The organism is Vibrio sp. 1F279 (genome assembly GCF_041439815.1).
Lineage (GTDB): Bacteria > Pseudomonadota > Gammaproteobacteria > Enterobacterales > Vibrionaceae > Vibrio > Vibrio tasmaniensis_A.
The window spans coordinates 11,920-27,199 of the sequence record NZ_JBGOOU010000022.1; the positions used below are offsets into that span (position 1 = coordinate 11,920).

General features: G+C 44.0%; 14 protein-coding genes and 1 pseudogene. 8 read left to right on the forward strand and 7 right to left on the reverse strand.

Features of this window, described 5'->3' with window-relative positions; translation table 11 throughout:
* The first annotated feature begins 43 nt into the window (after nt 1–43).
* On the forward strand, nt 44–811 hold the full coding sequence (locus ACED60_RS15810) for a hypothetical protein (protein ID WP_009847213.1): 768 nt from the start codon (nt 44–46) through the stop codon (nt 809–811).
* Nucleotides 812–1,189: 378 nt separating this feature from the next.
* Nucleotides 1,190–1,774: a hypothetical protein gene (locus tag ACED60_RS15815; RefSeq protein ID WP_017098731.1), complete on the forward strand. Its 585-nt coding sequence runs from the start codon at nt 1,190–1,192 to the stop codon at nt 1,772–1,774.
* A gap of 60 nt (nt 1,775–1,834) precedes the next feature.
* Here ACED60_RS15815 and ACED60_RS15820 read toward each other — a convergent pair whose 3' ends face one another.
* The 3 genes from ACED60_RS15820 to ACED60_RS15830 all read right to left on the reverse strand — a co-directional run bounded on the left by ACED60_RS15820 (nt 1,835) and on the right by ACED60_RS15830 (nt 3,926).
* Nucleotides 1,835–2,236, reverse strand: coding sequence for a globin (locus ACED60_RS15820; RefSeq protein WP_029224030.1), 402 nt, complete (start codon nt 2,234–2,236; stop codon nt 1,835–1,837).
* Between the two features lie 136 nt (nt 2,237–2,372).
* Entirely contained in the window at nt 2,373–2,813 is a 441-nt protein-coding gene (gene soxR, locus ACED60_RS15825; RefSeq protein ID WP_009847217.1) for a redox-sensitive transcriptional activator SoxR, read from the reverse strand.
* A 153-nt stretch (nt 2,814–2,966) separates the two neighbouring features.
* Nucleotides 2,967–3,926, reverse strand: coding sequence for a LysR family transcriptional regulator (locus ACED60_RS15830; RefSeq protein ID WP_371727952.1), 960 nt, complete (start codon nt 3,924–3,926; stop codon nt 2,967–2,969).
* 130 nt (nt 3,927–4,056) lie between these two features.
* On the opposite strand from ACED60_RS15830, the pseudogene ACED60_RS15835 reads away from it, so the two are divergent.
* A pseudogene (locus ACED60_RS15835) lies at nt 4,057–4,869 on the forward strand (enoyl-CoA hydratase/isomerase family protein).
* A 106-nt stretch (nt 4,870–4,975) separates the two neighbouring features.
* Here the strand turns inward: ACED60_RS15835 and ACED60_RS15840 are convergent.
* From ACED60_RS15840 to ACED60_RS15850, 3 genes are all read right to left on the reverse strand, one after another.
* The gene (locus tag ACED60_RS15840) at nt 4,976–5,497 is read right to left on the reverse strand and encodes an NADPH-dependent FMN reductase (protein WP_371727953.1); all 522 of its coding nucleotides are present in this window, start codon (nt 5,495–5,497) and stop codon (nt 4,976–4,978) included.
* Between the two features lie 248 nt (nt 5,498–5,745).
* Nucleotides 5,746–7,308, reverse strand: coding sequence for a glutamate synthase-related protein (locus tag ACED60_RS15845; RefSeq protein ID WP_371727954.1), 1,563 nt, complete (start codon nt 7,306–7,308; stop codon nt 5,746–5,748).
* Between the two features lie 202 nt (nt 7,309–7,510).
* Complete coding sequence (locus tag ACED60_RS15850; protein WP_102249522.1) at nt 7,511–8,068, reverse strand: DUF1439 domain-containing protein; 558 nt, start codon at nt 8,066–8,068, stop codon at nt 7,511–7,513.
* Nucleotides 8,069–8,353: 285 nt separating this feature from the next.
* On the opposite strand from ACED60_RS15850, the gene ACED60_RS15855 reads away from it, so the two are divergent.
* Nucleotides 8,354–9,697: a sigma-54 interaction domain-containing protein gene (locus ACED60_RS15855; RefSeq protein ID WP_371727955.1), complete on the forward strand. Its 1,344-nt coding sequence runs from the start codon at nt 8,354–8,356 to the stop codon at nt 9,695–9,697.
* Between the two features lie 120 nt (nt 9,698–9,817).
* On the opposite strand, the gene ACED60_RS15860 is transcribed toward ACED60_RS15855, so the two are convergent.
* The gene (locus ACED60_RS15860) at nt 9,818–11,608 is read right to left on the reverse strand and encodes a hypothetical protein (RefSeq protein ID WP_371727957.1); all 1,791 of its coding nucleotides are present in this window, start codon (nt 11,606–11,608) and stop codon (nt 9,818–9,820) included.
* Between the two features lie 399 nt (nt 11,609–12,007).
* Between ACED60_RS15860 and ACED60_RS15865 the strand changes: the two genes are divergently transcribed.
* From ACED60_RS15865 to ACED60_RS15880, 4 genes are all read left to right on the forward strand, one after another.
* Nucleotides 12,008–12,394, forward strand: a complete 387-nt coding sequence (locus tag ACED60_RS15865) for a thiol-disulfide oxidoreductase DCC family protein (RefSeq protein WP_371727958.1) — start codon at nt 12,008–12,010, stop codon at nt 12,392–12,394.
* A gap of 397 nt (nt 12,395–12,791) precedes the next feature.
* Nucleotides 12,792–14,114 carry an ABC1 kinase family protein gene (locus ACED60_RS15870; RefSeq protein ID WP_371727960.1) on the forward strand — a complete coding sequence of 441 codons (1,323 nt, stop codon included), beginning with the start codon at nt 12,792–12,794 and terminating at the stop codon, nt 14,112–14,114.
* 97 nt (nt 14,115–14,211) lie between these two features.
* Nucleotides 14,212–14,757, forward strand: a complete 546-nt coding sequence (locus ACED60_RS15875) for a glutathione peroxidase (protein WP_371727961.1) — start codon at nt 14,212–14,214, stop codon at nt 14,755–14,757.
* A complete protein-coding gene (locus ACED60_RS15880) occupies nt 14,754–15,221 on the forward strand; it encodes a DUF3429 domain-containing protein (RefSeq protein WP_371727962.1) in 468 nt (155 codons plus the stop codon). Before ACED60_RS15875 ends, ACED60_RS15880 begins: the two co-directional genes overlap by 4 nt.
* The last annotated feature ends 59 nt before the right edge of the window (nt 15,222–15,280 follow it).

Genomic DNA, 15,280 nt, shown 5'->3' on the forward strand with positions numbered 1-15,280 from the left:
ATTCACATTCGTGCTATTTCACATCGAAGATAAGGATATCAATATGGCTAAATGGCATTACCTACTCGCATCAGCGTTGGCTGTTAGTTCAACCGTAAATGCACAAGAAGCAAGTTCACAATCGGACACGAAAAAGTGGCAACACAGCATAGAAATTTATGCGCTTGCTTTAAATATCCGTGGTAATACAACAATTGGTGATATTTCTAGCGATGTTGATGTCGACCCTGCATTCATCATGGGTCATTTGGATATGGGAGCGATGCTTCGACTAGAGGGGATCTATAACAATCAGTGGGGTTATTACGTTGACTACAGCTACATGAAACTGAGCGGAAAGTCAGATTCAATCATCGGCAACACAGGTATTCTTAATGGCAAGCTTGAGATCAGACAAGGCGTTTTAGAAGCAAAAGGCTTTAAACGCTACCAATACGACATTGGTGCCATTGATTATATGGTTGGATTACGCTGGTGGGATAACGATATTGATTCCAAACTCTACACAAACAGCGGGACAACCCTGAATTCAAGATCTTTAGAAGAAGATTGGATTGATTATCTGATAGGCGTTCGTTGGACCAAGGAACTCAACAAAAATTGGACTGTGCACACGAGCTTAGATATGGGCCTTGGAAGCGATACCGACTTTACCTCATCTCTGTTAACCGGCGCTCGCTATCAAATTAACGACTGGTCGGATTTAAATCTGGCGTATAAATCCACTTGGGTTGATTACGAAAACAAAGGTACCTTTGAATACGATACCGCATCGCAAGGGTTCCTGATTGGTTGGGCTGCTCACTTTTAATCCGATTATCGTAACGTGTTAGAACCCTCGGCCAATCCAATGCCAACCCAACATTGGTCATTTGGATTTAATTTCAATTAAAACGTAAGCCTCGAATGATTCTTATCTCTGGTGATGACCTCCGTCGCCAGAGGTTTTTCTGCGTGAAACATGCACCGCCCTCCCTCATAGAAAACCCATTAAATCATAGACTAACTCTCGCACACCGCGCATTTGATCCATCTAAAAAATTGTAATTTTAGGTCATGGAAATACAGGCTTATGTTTTGAGATATTTAATCTTCATTTAATCTTACCACCGCCCATTCGAACGGTGTTTTTTATTTTGAAAATGCCGCTAAAATCCTCTCCCGAAATTTACAAACCAGAGTAAAAACAATGAAAAAATTAGTCTTAGCGGCTCTTACGATTGCCTCAGTTACGGGGATCGCATCAACTTCAGCTTTCGCATCAAACGAAATGTACACATTAGGTGGTGTAGGTATGGATAGCGGTGACGTTGGCGCTCAATTCACGTTAGGTAGCCAGATCGTTCAAAGCAATTGGTATATTGAATCGACGTTACTTGTTATCAGCACTGACGATAAGTCTACTAGCTATAATGGTGACAAGGTGCTTCAAACAGAGCAAGAGTTCGATTCTTTAATGCTTTCATTAACACCTATGTATAAGCACAGCTTCAGCGAAAACTTCGCTGTTTATGGTAAGGCGGGCGCGTTTTACGCACACTCAGATACCAAATTGGTGTTCCGATCTAGCGATAATAATGAAGTCCACAAAGGGTCCCATGGTGATTTTGGCTTAACTTACGGCATCGGCGCAGAATACAAGTCACTAAAACCAGTTTTCGGCCACTCCAAGTTTGTGACTCGAGCTGGATTTGATTGGTATGAGTTCGGCGGAAGTACTGGTTGGTATACCGCTGAGTCGGTACTGAGTATCCAAGCAGGCTTTACCTTTTAATTGAGTCGATAAAAAAGTAAGCCTCTTGTTGTGTGGGGCTTACTTTGTACATTTTTTGATTCAGACTACACACTCTTTCTTCATGATAGCAAGTCCTGTTTCCAAGGTATGTGCCCAAGCTTGTTCGATATTTTCATCATAAAGTGGATCGTATTTTTTAACCGTATTGAGCAAGGAATTAAACCACTCGTTGAGCTCTTGCTCAGAAATATCCATGCCTAAATCTTTATGTCGCTTCCCAAGCTTTCTCACCGAGTTTCGTACGCTCGGCAGACCTGCAGAGTTATAGATAAGGATGATTGAAGCTTTAAGCATCTTGGTTTGTTGCTCTAACCCTATGTTTTCAAATCGCTCTGAAAACCTAGGGTTGTGTTCGCAGAAGTCCGCCAAAAATGTTTCTAGAAATTCTTCATCGATCCTGCAACGCTCAAAGCTTTCATAAAACAGTTCATTAGGTGTCATTTTGTTGGTTCTTCGCATTCGCCAGCGATCCTTAACAGTCCATGTCATCTAAGTATAAGCCATTATGGTATAAGTATACGCCACTATGGCATAAAGTGAGTTGCACAGATCTTGTTTCCATCAGGAACTCAGTTAGCTAATCAACAATGCGTTGTGCGCCCTGTCCTTGGTCATGCAGAATATCTTCAGGGTTCAACAATTGGCATTTCTGCATACTCAAACACCCGCAACCAATACAACCAGTTAGGTTTTCTTGTAGCGATTTAATCTGCGCCATCTTGCTGTCCAGTTGCCCCTGCCATTTCTTCGCAACGCGTTCCCAATCTCGCTTAGTCGCGGTATGGTTCATTGGCAGTGTTGATAACTCTTCGGTGATCTCTTCGAGCGTGAAGCCTATCGACTGCGCGACTTGTATCAACGCAATTCGTCTCAACATCGCCGACTGATACCGACGCTGATTTCCGTTAGTACGAATCGAAGCAATCAACCCCTTGGTTTCGTAAAAACGTAAGGCCGAAGGAGCCACGCCACTGCGCTCAGCCAACTGGCCTATGGTGAGGTATACGATGTTTCTCATGATCTTTCACTTCCTGTTTGAATAGCCGTTTCTTCCTGATAATAACCAGTATAATAGAGTTCACTTTAACTTGAAGTTTGGGTTCAAACTTAGGTTTGGGCTAGATTACAAAATACGCGCAACAAAGCAACCTAACGTATTGATTTTTTTGAGCTATGATTTTGTTCGATGATTACCATACATGTCGTCAAACCCGGGAATGCCTTGCTCCCACACAGGTTTATCTTCACCAACAATGCTTTTCAATGTATCAATGAAAAGCTTGGTTTTGATTGGAGCATCTCGATGTGGATACACCGCATAGAAAGTACCAAAGTCATCCAAGTGTAAATGAGTCATGATAGGCACCAACTCACCACTGATTACTTCATCTTCAATCATCTGTGCCGTGACTACTGCGAGCGTACTGCCCGTTAAAGCACTCTTGGAAATCATCTCAACATCATTCACTTTATAAGTCGCGTTGAGCTGAAAATGCTGCGCTTGCCCTTTTTGGTCAACATAGGAAAACTTGTCGATCAGCAATCCCGGTGCGGCATAAATGGTGGCAGGTAATGACTCTAGCTTTTCGATGGTATTGATCTCTCCATGCTCAGCAATGAACTCTGGGGAAGCAACAATCAGCAATCGACTTCTGGCAATCTTACGGCTAATCAGGCTCGAATTCTTTGGCTTACCGATACGAAAACCGATATCAAACTCTTCTTTAACCATATCGACGATTCGGTCTTCGAGTCTCAATTCAAAATCAACATCTGGATACTGCTTCTGGAAAACCGCAATCGCCTGCTGAACATATTGTCGACCGAACATGGTCGAGCTGGTGATTCTTAATAACCCTCGAGGCTCTGCATGATAATTTTGCGCCAAGCGTCGAGTATCGTTCAATAGTGCACGAAGCTGATGCGCTTGATTGACCATCTCATTGCCTGCAGCTGTCAGAGATAACGAACGAGTGGTGCGATTGAGTAATCGAACATCTAGCTCTTCTTCAAGACGGCTGATCTGTTTAGAGATAACGGAACGGTCGACGTTTCTTTGCTCCGCCACTTTGACAAACGAACCCAGCTCAACCACTTCAAGTAACAATAATAAACGACTCGATATATCCATAACGCCCTTTGTTGCATTTAAAGCACCAATAAAGTGCCAGTATGACTGTTTTTCTCATCTTATTACAAATCTATAGTAGCTGCACATAACGGAGACAACATTCAGTCCCGACCTAATAGAGGAACACCCCATGACACTACTATCTGTGACTAACCAAAATGGCATCGCAACAGTATCAATCAACAACCCACCAGTGAACGTGCTGACTTTCGACTTGATCAACGAGATCAATGCCTTTGTACTTTCATTGAAAGATGATCGTGATACTAAGGTTGTGGTCTTTAAATCATTACATGAGAGCTTTTTTCTGGCTCACCTAGATCTCAATGTGATCAACGGCACACAAGGTGGACAAGCTGGTTCGATTGAATTCAACCACATGATTGAGAACATTAAAGCGATGAAACAAGTCTCTGTCGCGGTAGTTGATGGCGTAGCTCGCGGGGGCGGTAATGAATTTGTGATGGCTTGTGACCTTGCTTACGGCACTGAAAACTCAGCGTTCGCACAACCAGAAATTCATGTAAACATCCCAACCGGTGGCCAAGGCGCAGTGCAATTTGCAAGACGCATGGGCAAAAACAAAGCGCTACAAGCTTTGCTGCTCGGCAACGACTTTACGGCTCAGCAAGCAGAAGACCGTAACATCATTACGTAGTTCGTACCGAAGGCTGAGCTAGAGGATTTCTTAGCAGCGACACTCGGTGTGATCAGTCAATTAGAAGTACGTGATATCGTGATGTACAAAGAGATCATCGCAGCCTCAATCAAAGATGAGCAAGCGGGTGCCGAGCTAGAATTGCGTTACTTCTTAGAGCGCGCAAAAGAGCAGAAAACAGCGGCAATAATCGGTGCGTTTCTAAAACACGGCGGTCAAACCGAGCGTGAAGCAAAGGATATTCAAGGCATCTTCGTAGACACCGCGGCAGAGCTATCACAATAGACAATCACGCAATTAAATGGCCATCGCTTGATGGCCATTTATGTATCTATTTATTTATCTATTTATCTGCGCACCGATGTAGTAATTATCTCACTTACTGAAGCAGTTAGATCTGACTCATGATCGATTTCAAGTTCTCTACTATTTCGGCATTGATGATCTCACCCGTTTCTACATTAAAATTGTCGTAAAAACTGGGTACAGACAGTGTACCTTTGATGTCTGCAGCAAAATATGGTGCAGAGTTTACAGCAGAAGATAGCACCGATGTTGCGCCGCCTGGGCCCGGAGATGCGGCCAACATAACGACAGGCTTGCCTTGGTAAACCTTCATATCAATTCGAGATGCCCAATCGAACACATTCTTAAAAGCCGCGGTATAAGAACCATTATATTCTGCAAACGAAATGACCACAGCGTCAGCTTCGCCAATCTTGCTAAAAAAGCGCTGCGCGTGCTGGTGAATACCCGACGCCTTTTCTCTGTCTTCACTGTAAATCGGCATTTCAAAATCATTAAGATCAAGCACTTCAACTTGCGCGTTGTTCGCAAGGCTTGCGGTATAAGCCGCTAATTGTTGGTTAATCGATGTCTTACTGTTGGTGGCGCCAATCGCTAATACTTTCATTATTTACCCTCGAATTCGGTTAGAAACATTTCTTGAAAAATGACAAGGTGATGCTTGATGTTTTTGGATTAAGCAGGATGATAAAACCTCAAGTTAACTTTAGGTAAAGCTATATTTTCAAGAAATAGGAAATAATTTAAAAACGCTGATAAAGCAGTGGATTACAGCATGTGGAATATGGGTTTGTATTGCATGGCAAGAATAAGCACACCCAAAAGTGCAGTGGGTGTGCTTTATTGAGGTGTGATTTACTTAGATTGATTTAAAGGGCTGACGCCCGAATAAGTAACGCCTGACAACTCTGCCATTTCACGATTCCACGTCGCTAAATCGTGCGGGTTAAATTGATTCAAATGATCATGGCCGCACGCTCTCGCCATCACTTGCATTAATTCTGTCGAGGCTTCGAAGAAGTTCTTGAGTTGATTCGATGCCTTCTCGACATTCAAGCGTTGGCGTAAATCGGCTTTTTGAGTCGCGATACCTGCTGGGCAATTGTTGGTATTACACATTCTCGCCGCCACACAACCAATCGACTGCATGGCGCTGTTCGAGATAGCGACCCCATCTGCACCAAGCGCCATCGCTTTTACGAAGTCCATCGGAACACGAAGTCCGCCAGTAATGATTAAGGTGACTCTGTCACTTACACCTTGTTTATCTAGATAAGATCTGGCACGAGCAAGTGCTGGAATGGTGGGAACACTGATATGGTCTCGGAACATTTCAGGCGCAGCGCCTGTACCACCTCCGCGCCCATCCAAGATGATGTAATCAGCACTGGCATCAAGCGCGAACTGAATGTCTTCTTCGATGTGATTAGCACTCAACTTGAAGCCTATTGGGATCCCGCCCGTCACTTCTCGAACTCGGTCGGCAAAATTTTTGAAATCCTCGACGGTTTTTAGATCAACAAAGGTTGGTGGAGAAATCGCAGCCGTACCCGCTTCAATGCCACGTACCTCCGCAATCTTACCGATGTTCTTAACTCCCGGCAGATGACCGCCGGTTCCGGTTTTCGCCCCCTGCCCGCCTTTAAAATGGAAGGCTTGAACGTTTTTTAGCTTAGATTCATCGTAACCAAACTGAGCACTGGCCAGTTCATAAAAGTAACGTGAGTTCGCGGCTTGCTCTTCGGGTAACATACCGCCCTCACCAGAACAGATACCTGTCCCTGCGAGTTCCGCGCCTGTCGCTAAAGAAATTTTCGCTTCTTCAGATAACGAACCAAAACTCATATCAGACACAAATAAAGAGATGTTCAATTTAAGCGGCTTTTTCGCTTTTGGCCCAATAATCAGCTCAGTACCGACGGGCACATGTTCCAATAACGGTTTAGTCGCCATTTGTGCGACCATCACTTGAATATCATCCCAGTGAGGTAATAGATATCTTGGAACGCCCATTGAAGTCATTGGTCCATGGTGACCCACTTTGGATAAACCATCGCGCGCCAGTTGATGGATAAACTCGACGGTAGGTTCTTCTTTGGTTGCGCTCGCAGCAGGAGACAAGTCTGGCGCAGCCGCTTGGATGTGAACCTCTGGGCCTTCTTGCCCCACTTGTTCCGCCGTAAACTGTTTATGAGTGCCATCACAAAAAGGGAGGTTGTTTGAATATTTACAGCGGCATAGGTACGCGTCGCCGTTTTCTTCGGCCACAAAACTCTTAGGTTTAAAGCCAGTTCCGGCATGAGAACCATCACAAAACGGTTGGTTTTTCGATTTCCCACAGGTACAGAAGTAATACTCCTCCCCTTCTGTTAGTTCCACTTTGATTGGCTTGTTATCCGCTATTACTGGATTATTCATAGTTCGTTCACCTTTTCTTTCTTATGATTTGATGACTGAAGCGATGACTTGCTCACAAGAGTAAAGTAAAGGTGAGATGCCTGGCGAATTCAATAAATGAGATAGATTGATAAGTTAGTGAACCGAATCAACACAAACAAAAATGGCCACCTAATCGGTAGCCATTGTGTTTTAAATATGAGTCTAAGCTAAACGTGAAAGGTTAATCGAATAACTCGATGACCAGCTTATTGTCTTTAATCACTAGATTGGGTTCCGATGATTTAATCAACGACTCTTGCACTTTATTGCTGTCGAGCTTGTAAACTGGAGACTGGGACAAAGCAAAACCAATCATAGAAACGGCAGGCTTAAGTAGTTTGGCAATCTCTGGCGAAAGCTGTTTATCTTTTTCTTCAAAGCGCTCTAAACGCAGTGATTTCAAATAAATCTCGCCGCTCTCTTTGTCGTATTCAGGAATCGCACTGAACTCGATATCCAAGTCCAACCCCATATTGGGCATGTTGAACACCTGAACTTTTGCATTGGTGTTCGCTAAAACAGACACACGCTCGGTATCAGCTCTACCAATCTGCACCGCTAAATCATCAACAGCGACTTGCGCATACATAACGTTTTGCACACCGACTTCTTGTTCTAACATCACCGAATCTTGCAGGTAGTTCGTCATTTCTTGTTCAGTCACACTGTAGCTAACACAACCGCCGAGCATCAGCGCAGAAGCTGCTAAAATGAACTTTTTTGCTACGTTAATTATCATCAATATCAGCTCTTTATCGTTAGTGATTAGCGCGGGGTTTACTGTGTGTTCATCAGCAAACAAAAAGTAAAAACACGATATCCGTGAATATATTTACTAATAGCATGAATATCAGTAAGTAAAGCACCAGATTGGCTTTCCCGCTTGAGATAATGACACTTGTCAGCCAAACGCCATCAGATTTGTGTGCTCGAATTAATTGAATTTTGCTTCTAAGCTTATAGGATATTTAGGGGGCTTACTGAAGGTTTCATCATGGATATCGAAACATGAAGAGTGAGCACAATGCCATCAAAAAGAGTATCACCTGAGCCAATAACTCGTTCTGTGATTTTGTTATGCAACACCGCATGCCTGCACCATAGTCAGTGGGTTGGAGAACTGCGTCTCCATAACTGGGAAGCTCAAGTTGCAGAAACGACCGAACAGGCCATTCACTTACTCGAGACACGCAGCGAAAGCTACGCACCAATTGTGGTTTCTTGTCTAACATCATCCTCAATCGACAAACAATGTGAGCAAATATCAGCGTTAAAGGCTCACTCTCCAAGTTTAAAAGCAATCGCTATCTGCAACCAACCACCAAGCCGCAACTTATCACTCATTAAGCAAACCTTTTGGGATTATTACCACCTGCCTATTGATACAGAATGGCTTTGTCGAAATTTAGGGCATGCGTATGGCATGGTAGACACCAAGCAAACTAAACCTAAGCCTGTCTCGTGCCATGAATGTCAATTGGTGGGGCAATCCAGAACCATCCAGCAACTTAAAAAGAAGATAGCCAAGATCGCTAACAACGATTTCCCAGTGCTGATTCAAGGGGAAACCGGAACAGGAAAAAGCCTATGTGCGCGTTTAATACATGAGGCCTCAGCCCGCAGTCAAAAACCTTTCATCGCTGTAAATTGTGGCGCAATTCCACAATCCCTGATTCACTCAGAGTTATTTGGCTTTGAAAAAGGCTCGTTCACGGGTGCAAACAAACGCTACGTCGGACACGTGGAAAAAGCGAATGGTGGCACACTATTTTTGGATGAGATCGGCGACCTTGAGCTTTCACTACAAACCTACTTACTCCACTTTCTAGAAAATAACTTGATAGAGCGATTAGGCAGTAATAACCAATTGCCCGTAGATTGCCGTGTAATTTTCGCCACCAACGTCAATATCGAACAAGCCGTTGCTGTGGGTAAATTTCGAAAGGATCTCTTTCATCGCATCAATGTACTTCCATTAGACCTAGTACCACTCAATGATCACAAAGAAGACATTGAAGATTTGGTTCGATTTGAACTGAAGCACAATTACGCATCCAAAACCAAACTGCCTAGTGACACCCTTGAGCAAATGAAACAGTACCATTGGCCGGGCAATGTTAGAGAGTTATTCAACTGCATAAAAAGGGCGATTGTTCTTTCTAATTCAAGCGCCCTCTCTACTCGTCATATGGGGATTCAATTAAAAGACGCGTCGCCCGATACTGAGAGTGACACTCGACTTTCTTCAAAAAATGTTCGTCGAGTGATTCAGCTACACCACTACAATATTTCCCAATCCGCTAAAGCATTGTCTATTTCCCGGACAACCTTGTACAAGCTGATCAAAAAACATCAGATAGTAATTTAAGTCGCCTAACTAGCTAACTAAATAACTAAATAACTAAATAACTAATAACTAATAACTAATAAAGCAGCCTAACGAACTAGGCTGCTTTAGAGTTTAGTCGTACTCAATTAATGAAAGTACTTATGGCTCAGGTACAGTAAATGGACAAACATCACAGGTTGCAATGTTCGATGTTTCCATAAATGCTTCTTGCAAGAACAGCGAGTCAAACGTTGCTGTCACTTGATTAGATAGCATCCCTGCAGTCCCGGTTGGTAACACATTTGGTGCATAAGTTTTACTTACTTGTGTACACACTTGACCAATCGCATCACCAAAGTTCGGTATCCACTCTCCTTCACCTGTTTTACAAGCAAACAACTCAGGATCGGCACTTAATGCACTACACATATTACCAGCACCACATGTGGTCACACCCTCAAGATCATCACAAGGTAAAGCAAAGTCGAGGTAATAACTGCTGTTGACTACTTCAGTCGGTAAATCAGAACGGCTCAAAGAGTCATCCTTAGAATCCACCAGCGATTCAATGGCCAATGGGATATCACCGGTATTACATATTTCAACATCATAGGTTTTCTTAAGCACAACTTGGCCACCATCAACCTCTAAGAAGCTATTACACACTTTAGAAATTTCAACCATCGGGCTCAAGTCTATTGGTGGACAATTGTAGGCCACTGGCGCTTGAGCATTCACGATAAGCCCATCAAGATCCACCGCACCATCTATTACACCGACGGCACCATTATTTACCGACAAGTAATTACCCATGATTGCGAATGACTCACCGACACTCCACACTTCATCGCCGTTACCAACCACTGGAAGCGCACCTAAGATTGGTGACTCAGATAAAAAGGCCACTTCGTAGTCACCATTGGTGCCTAACGAACCAGGGCCAGTGTTGGTGACCGTCACGGTGTAATCTATGTTGAACATACCATCAACCGTAAAGCTGGTTGTGTTACAAGTCGCCGCTATATTGATGCTACATAAACTGAATGAACCGACAACGAAGTCAGCCAAAGATGCATCAATCGAACGAGAAGCTCGTGACTCCACTAAGAAGCTGCTGAAACAAGGAATATCCTCAATACCAAACTCATCATTCAACAGAGCTGACAAGTTTAATCGACCTTCCACAAAGCTTTCTGTCGGAATAGAGGTTGTTTCACCCGTTTTCGCGAGATAGTCCCAACCTTGTACATTGGGTAGAGCAATTGCCCCGATAGAATCATCATTTGAAATCGCACAGATCTTCTCGACACCGACAGCACCACTGCCACATCTTGCACCAACGAAGTCATTCGATTTAGGGTCACCGTCCGTTTGGAAAATTCTCGTCATGTTGTCGGTGACATCACCATTATTTAAATCCCACTGCAACACTTCTATATACGGATTACCGCCACTTGCTTGTGGGAATGAAATCAGCACAAGGATATCTCCATTGATATGCAGTCCAACAAAGTCGCCCTTAGTTTTCCCATCCGGCAATCCTACTTGGTCTTGTAAAAACCAAAACCCAATGTACATATCACCATTGTTCGCATATCGGTCTGCACCAAAGTAAATTAGCAAATCGCCTTCGCTTTCAAAGGCAGCGGCATACGCATTGGTAAAGTCATCTTTTGGTTGTGGTGACGCGGTACGGAACGCCCAATCTGTAATGTCGGAATCATCTTTTGATCCACCCTTCCAAAAGATTTGGTCGATACCGTTACGGTCTTTTTGGAAAAATTCTGCAATCCCAACCATGCTGTTAGGATCATTTACGTCATCCCAATCGATAGCACTATTATCACTGGTCGCGTTACCATCGAGTTCCATCACATCAACAGTAGCCCACGCCAACTGGGGGCTACTAAACAACAAAAGCACACTAAGTAAATAATTTATAACCTTCATGTTCTCTCTCCATTTGTTCATACTTATGCTTTTAGGGTTTTCTGCCTGCCCAAATTAGAGAAAATCCTTTGGCAATTCGTAGGTTCGATAGAGCATATTCCAAGCCAAGTTCAACTAATTGATTTGATTGATGTTTATATATTGAAGGCACACCTTTATTGGACGCTTTGTTATCCTTTGTCCATAAACCCGAGATTTAACCAAACAATCAAGGACTTAAAAGGATGAACAAAGTGTCTACGTCAGACATTTTTTTAGCTTTGATACGAGGAGAGTGATCTTTAAAAGGTACAATCACGTAGCCATTGCTAGATTATTGAATAACAAGCGATTGAATTGACGGGTGCCGACTTAACGGGTAACTGAAGGTTCACTCGTGAAATGATAGGCGAACAGACGATGACACAACTTACGATATTTTACGATGGGACATGTCCATTGTGCGCAAAGGAGATGGCGGCACTTGCAAAGCATGATGTCGAGAATAAGATTCAAACCATCGATATCTACAGTGAAGCCTTTTCAGACTACCCTCAGATTGATGCCGACGCAGCCAACACCGTTTTGCATGCACTGGATGAGAATGGAAAACTGCTGCTAGGTTTAGACGTGACCTACCAAGCGTGGCGCTTAGTAGGAAAAGGTTGGCTATACGCCCCTTTACGTTGGGCGATATTCAAGCCAGTGGCCGACTGGTGTTCTCTTCGGTTTGCCAAGAACCGATACAAAGTCTCTTTCTGGTTAACCGGAAAGTCGCGCTGCGATGGTAACAGCTGCACAAAATAGCGCTTGGTTAAGACATACCACTCGCGACTTTGTAATACACCACACCAAACAGCGCAGCAAAAACTAAAACGGTAACCGCGACTTTTAACCAAATAAACTTCATGTTTTGTCCTTTAAATTCTGTTTACTGTTTCGCGAGACAAGTTACCACAACAGAACATTCGGTTGGGTAATGATTTATAGAACTTTGTAGTCATACCAATCACAGTAAGTAAGTGGTCAAAAATAGCGCAGGGAAAAAGCTGGAGAACAAGGCGGCTCTTTTCGACAAGAAGTTTCGATAAGTAGTTATTCTACAATCAAAAAATCTAACGACGTTATCGAGATTTTTAACAAGCTAGGGTGAACAGTTATTTACTACGATTGGTATCAATCTTGATAACTAGAGAGAACCTTTATGTCGGCAAAAGAAAGAAATCTACCTACCCATCGTATTTCAAGATTCAGTAAGTTCGCCTCGCTGGCAACAAGGGTCGCGGGTAATGTGCTGACGGAAGGCACCAAGCAAATAGCACAAGGCAACAGGCCCAAAGCAAAAGACTTACTGCTAACGCCACAAAACATTGCTCGGCTCACCGATCAACTCGCACACCTGCGCGGTGCAGCAATGAAACTGGGGCAGATGCTATCAATGGATGCAGGCGATGTCTTAGAACCTGAATTAGCCGATATTCTTTCTCGCCTACGTTCAGACGCCGACCCACTGCCAGCCAAACAGCTCAGCCAAGTGTTGGAAAATTCACTCGGAATCAACTGGAAGGCGGAGTTTATCTCCTTCAACTTTAAGCCCATCGCCAGTGCGTCCATAGGACAAGTTCACCAAGCTTACAGTGACGCGGGAGACAAACTTGCCATCAAAGTCCAATATCCAGGCATTCGAAAAAGCATCGACAGTGATGTCGATAACGTAGGCACATTACTTAACATCGTTGGGTTGATACCCAAGTCCGTCGATTATAAAGGCTTATTAGAAGAAGCTAAGAAACAGCTCCATGATGAAGCGGATTATGCTCGCGAGGCTGACTATGCGACACGTTACTATCATGCACTGAAAGAACACGCTCACTTCGTCGTGCCTAAGATTCACCCTCAAATGTCTTCAGAATCAGTGCTCGCGATGGACTTCATTGAAGGTGTCTCGATAGAGCAAATCGAAGGTTACAATCAAAGTACTCGTGATTTTGTCATGCGCAGCTTGCTCGAACTCATGTTCAGGGAATTGTTCGATTTTAAGATGGTGCAGACCGACCCTAACTTCGCCAACTACCTGTACGTTGAAAACACGCGCCAGATTGGGCTGTTAGATTTTGGGGCAACCCGAAAATACAGCGACCGCTTCAGTGATGGCTATCGTTTGGCCTTTACCTCTGTTGTTAATCAAGACGAATCAGGGCTCAATCAAGCACTCGAACAGATTGGGTTCTTTAGCGAAGCCATACTGCCCGATCAGCGCCAAGCCATTCTTAACTTAGTGACTATGGCGTGTGAACCTATGTTAGTAGACGAAGACTACGATTTTAAAGCCAGCGGACTCGCTCAACGACTTCGTGAAGCTGGCACCATTTTGAGCATGGAGCAAGAGTATTGGCACACGCCACCCGCAGGCGCCCTATTCCTCCATCGTAAAATCGGTGGCATGTATCTGTTAGCCGCTCGCCTTGGAGCTAGGGTGAACATAAGTCGTTTGGTCGCTCCATATCTCATCAGCGATGACACTTGATTCGTTCATAAATAGTGACGGTTAATGATTAGCAGAGTGATCATTTCGTGCTGCGCAAGAGTACTAACAGTTACGCCAACTAAAATGAGCCAAACCTATGAAACATTCACTGCTGTGCTCCACCGCCCTAATCGCGAGCCTAACAAGTTCATTCGCTTTTTCAGCAAGCTGCCCTGAGATACTCAACGGCAAACAAAGGCTGTTAAATTCAAACGAAGAAATTGAGCTGTGTGAAGAGTTTCAAGGCAAGACTTTATTGATCGTGAATACGGTAAGCCAATGCGGTTTCACGCCTCAATTCGAACAACTTGAGCAGCTTCACCAAACGTATAAAGATGAAGGCTTCACGGTCGTTGGTTTCCCAAGTAATGAATTTCGCCAAGACAGAGGAAGCGAGGAGCAATCCGCTAAAATCTGCTACCTAGATTATGGCGTCACCTTTCCAATGATGGCGCGCGCTTCACTCTCTGGGCCAGACGCAAACCCAGTCTTTGCCGAAATCCAACAACAAGCCGGTATCAAACCAAAATGGAATTTCTACAAGTTCTTGGTCAGCAAAGAAGGCAAAGTGATAGCAACCTTCCCGAGTTCTACATCGCCAACCAGTAGTACCCTCAAAAATGCTATTGAGCAACAGTTATGAGGTCGGGTTACATGGAGACAACTCAAACACGCAACACCATGGCCAAGCTCGGTTATATGGGTTTAATCCCCTTTTTATTCGGTCTACTATTATCACTCATCGACAGCCAAGTCTTTAGCTTGAGCGGAGAAACACTCTTCATCACCTACAGCGTGGTTATCTTGAGCTTTTTGTCGGGCATCTTGTGGGGCAATGGGATAGAGAACTTCGAAAGCCAATCCAGCAACAAGGCTCTGATTCTTAGCAATGTTATTGTGTTGGCAGCGTGGCTAGCGGTGCTACTCGGTGAGCAACAAGAGTTCCTCACCACTCTGATTCTGATCTTAGGCTACATTGCGGTTTGGCGAGCGGAGAGGTCAATGAGAGAAGAGAATCAAAGTGAAGGCCCCGACGGCTACTTTGACATGAGAACTCGCCTCACCTCTAGTGTCGTATTAATGCACGGTATCGTGATGTTGACCTAGGCGTGCGTACGCCCATATTTAAACCGGCATCAAAATGCGGGCTCTAGATAGGCAATCTC

What these genes read in the sequence shown, in the direction of transcription:
- ACED60_RS15820 (WP_029224030.1), bottom strand. Translation starts at nt 2,236, where the DNA reads ATGACACCTAATGAACTGTTTTATGAAAGCTTTGAGCGTTGCAGGATC.
- ACED60_RS15870 (WP_371727960.1), top strand. Translation starts at nt 12,792, where the DNA reads ATGTCGGCAAAAGAAAGAAATCTACCTACCCATCGTATTTCAAGATTC.
- ACED60_RS15845 (WP_371727954.1), bottom strand. Translation starts at nt 7,308, where the DNA reads ATGAATAATCCAGTAATAGCGGATAACAAGCCAATCAAAGTGGAACTA.
- ACED60_RS15830 (WP_371727952.1), bottom strand. Translation starts at nt 3,926, where the DNA reads ATGGATATATCGAGTCGTTTATTATTGTTACTTGAAGTGGTTGAGCTG.
- ACED60_RS15860 (WP_371727957.1), bottom strand. Translation starts at nt 11,608, where the DNA reads ATGAAGGTTATAAATTATTTACTTAGTGTGCTTTTGTTGTTTAGTAGC.
- ACED60_RS15810 (WP_009847213.1), top strand. Translation starts at nt 44, where the DNA reads ATGGCTAAATGGCATTACCTACTCGCATCAGCGTTGGCTGTTAGTTCA.
- soxR (WP_009847217.1), bottom strand. Translation starts at nt 2,813, where the DNA reads ATGAGAAACATCGTATACCTCACCATAGGCCAGTTGGCTGAGCGCAGT.
- ACED60_RS15880 (WP_371727962.1), top strand. Translation starts at nt 14,754, where the DNA reads ATGAGGTCGGGTTACATGGAGACAACTCAAACACGCAACACCATGGCC.
- ACED60_RS15865 (WP_371727958.1), top strand. Translation starts at nt 12,008, where the DNA reads ATGACACAACTTACGATATTTTACGATGGGACATGTCCATTGTGCGCA.
- ACED60_RS15875 (WP_371727961.1), top strand. Translation starts at nt 14,212, where the DNA reads ATGAAACATTCACTGCTGTGCTCCACCGCCCTAATCGCGAGCCTAACA.
- ACED60_RS15855 (WP_371727955.1), top strand. Translation starts at nt 8,354, where the DNA reads ATGCCATCAAAAAGAGTATCACCTGAGCCAATAACTCGTTCTGTGATT.
- ACED60_RS15850 (WP_102249522.1), bottom strand. Translation starts at nt 8,068, where the DNA reads ATGATAATTAACGTAGCAAAAAAGTTCATTTTAGCAGCTTCTGCGCTG.
- ACED60_RS15815 (WP_017098731.1), top strand. Translation starts at nt 1,190, where the DNA reads ATGAAAAAATTAGTCTTAGCGGCTCTTACGATTGCCTCAGTTACGGGG.
- ACED60_RS15840 (WP_371727953.1), bottom strand. Translation starts at nt 5,497, where the DNA reads ATGAAAGTATTAGCGATTGGCGCCACCAACAGTAAGACATCGATTAAC.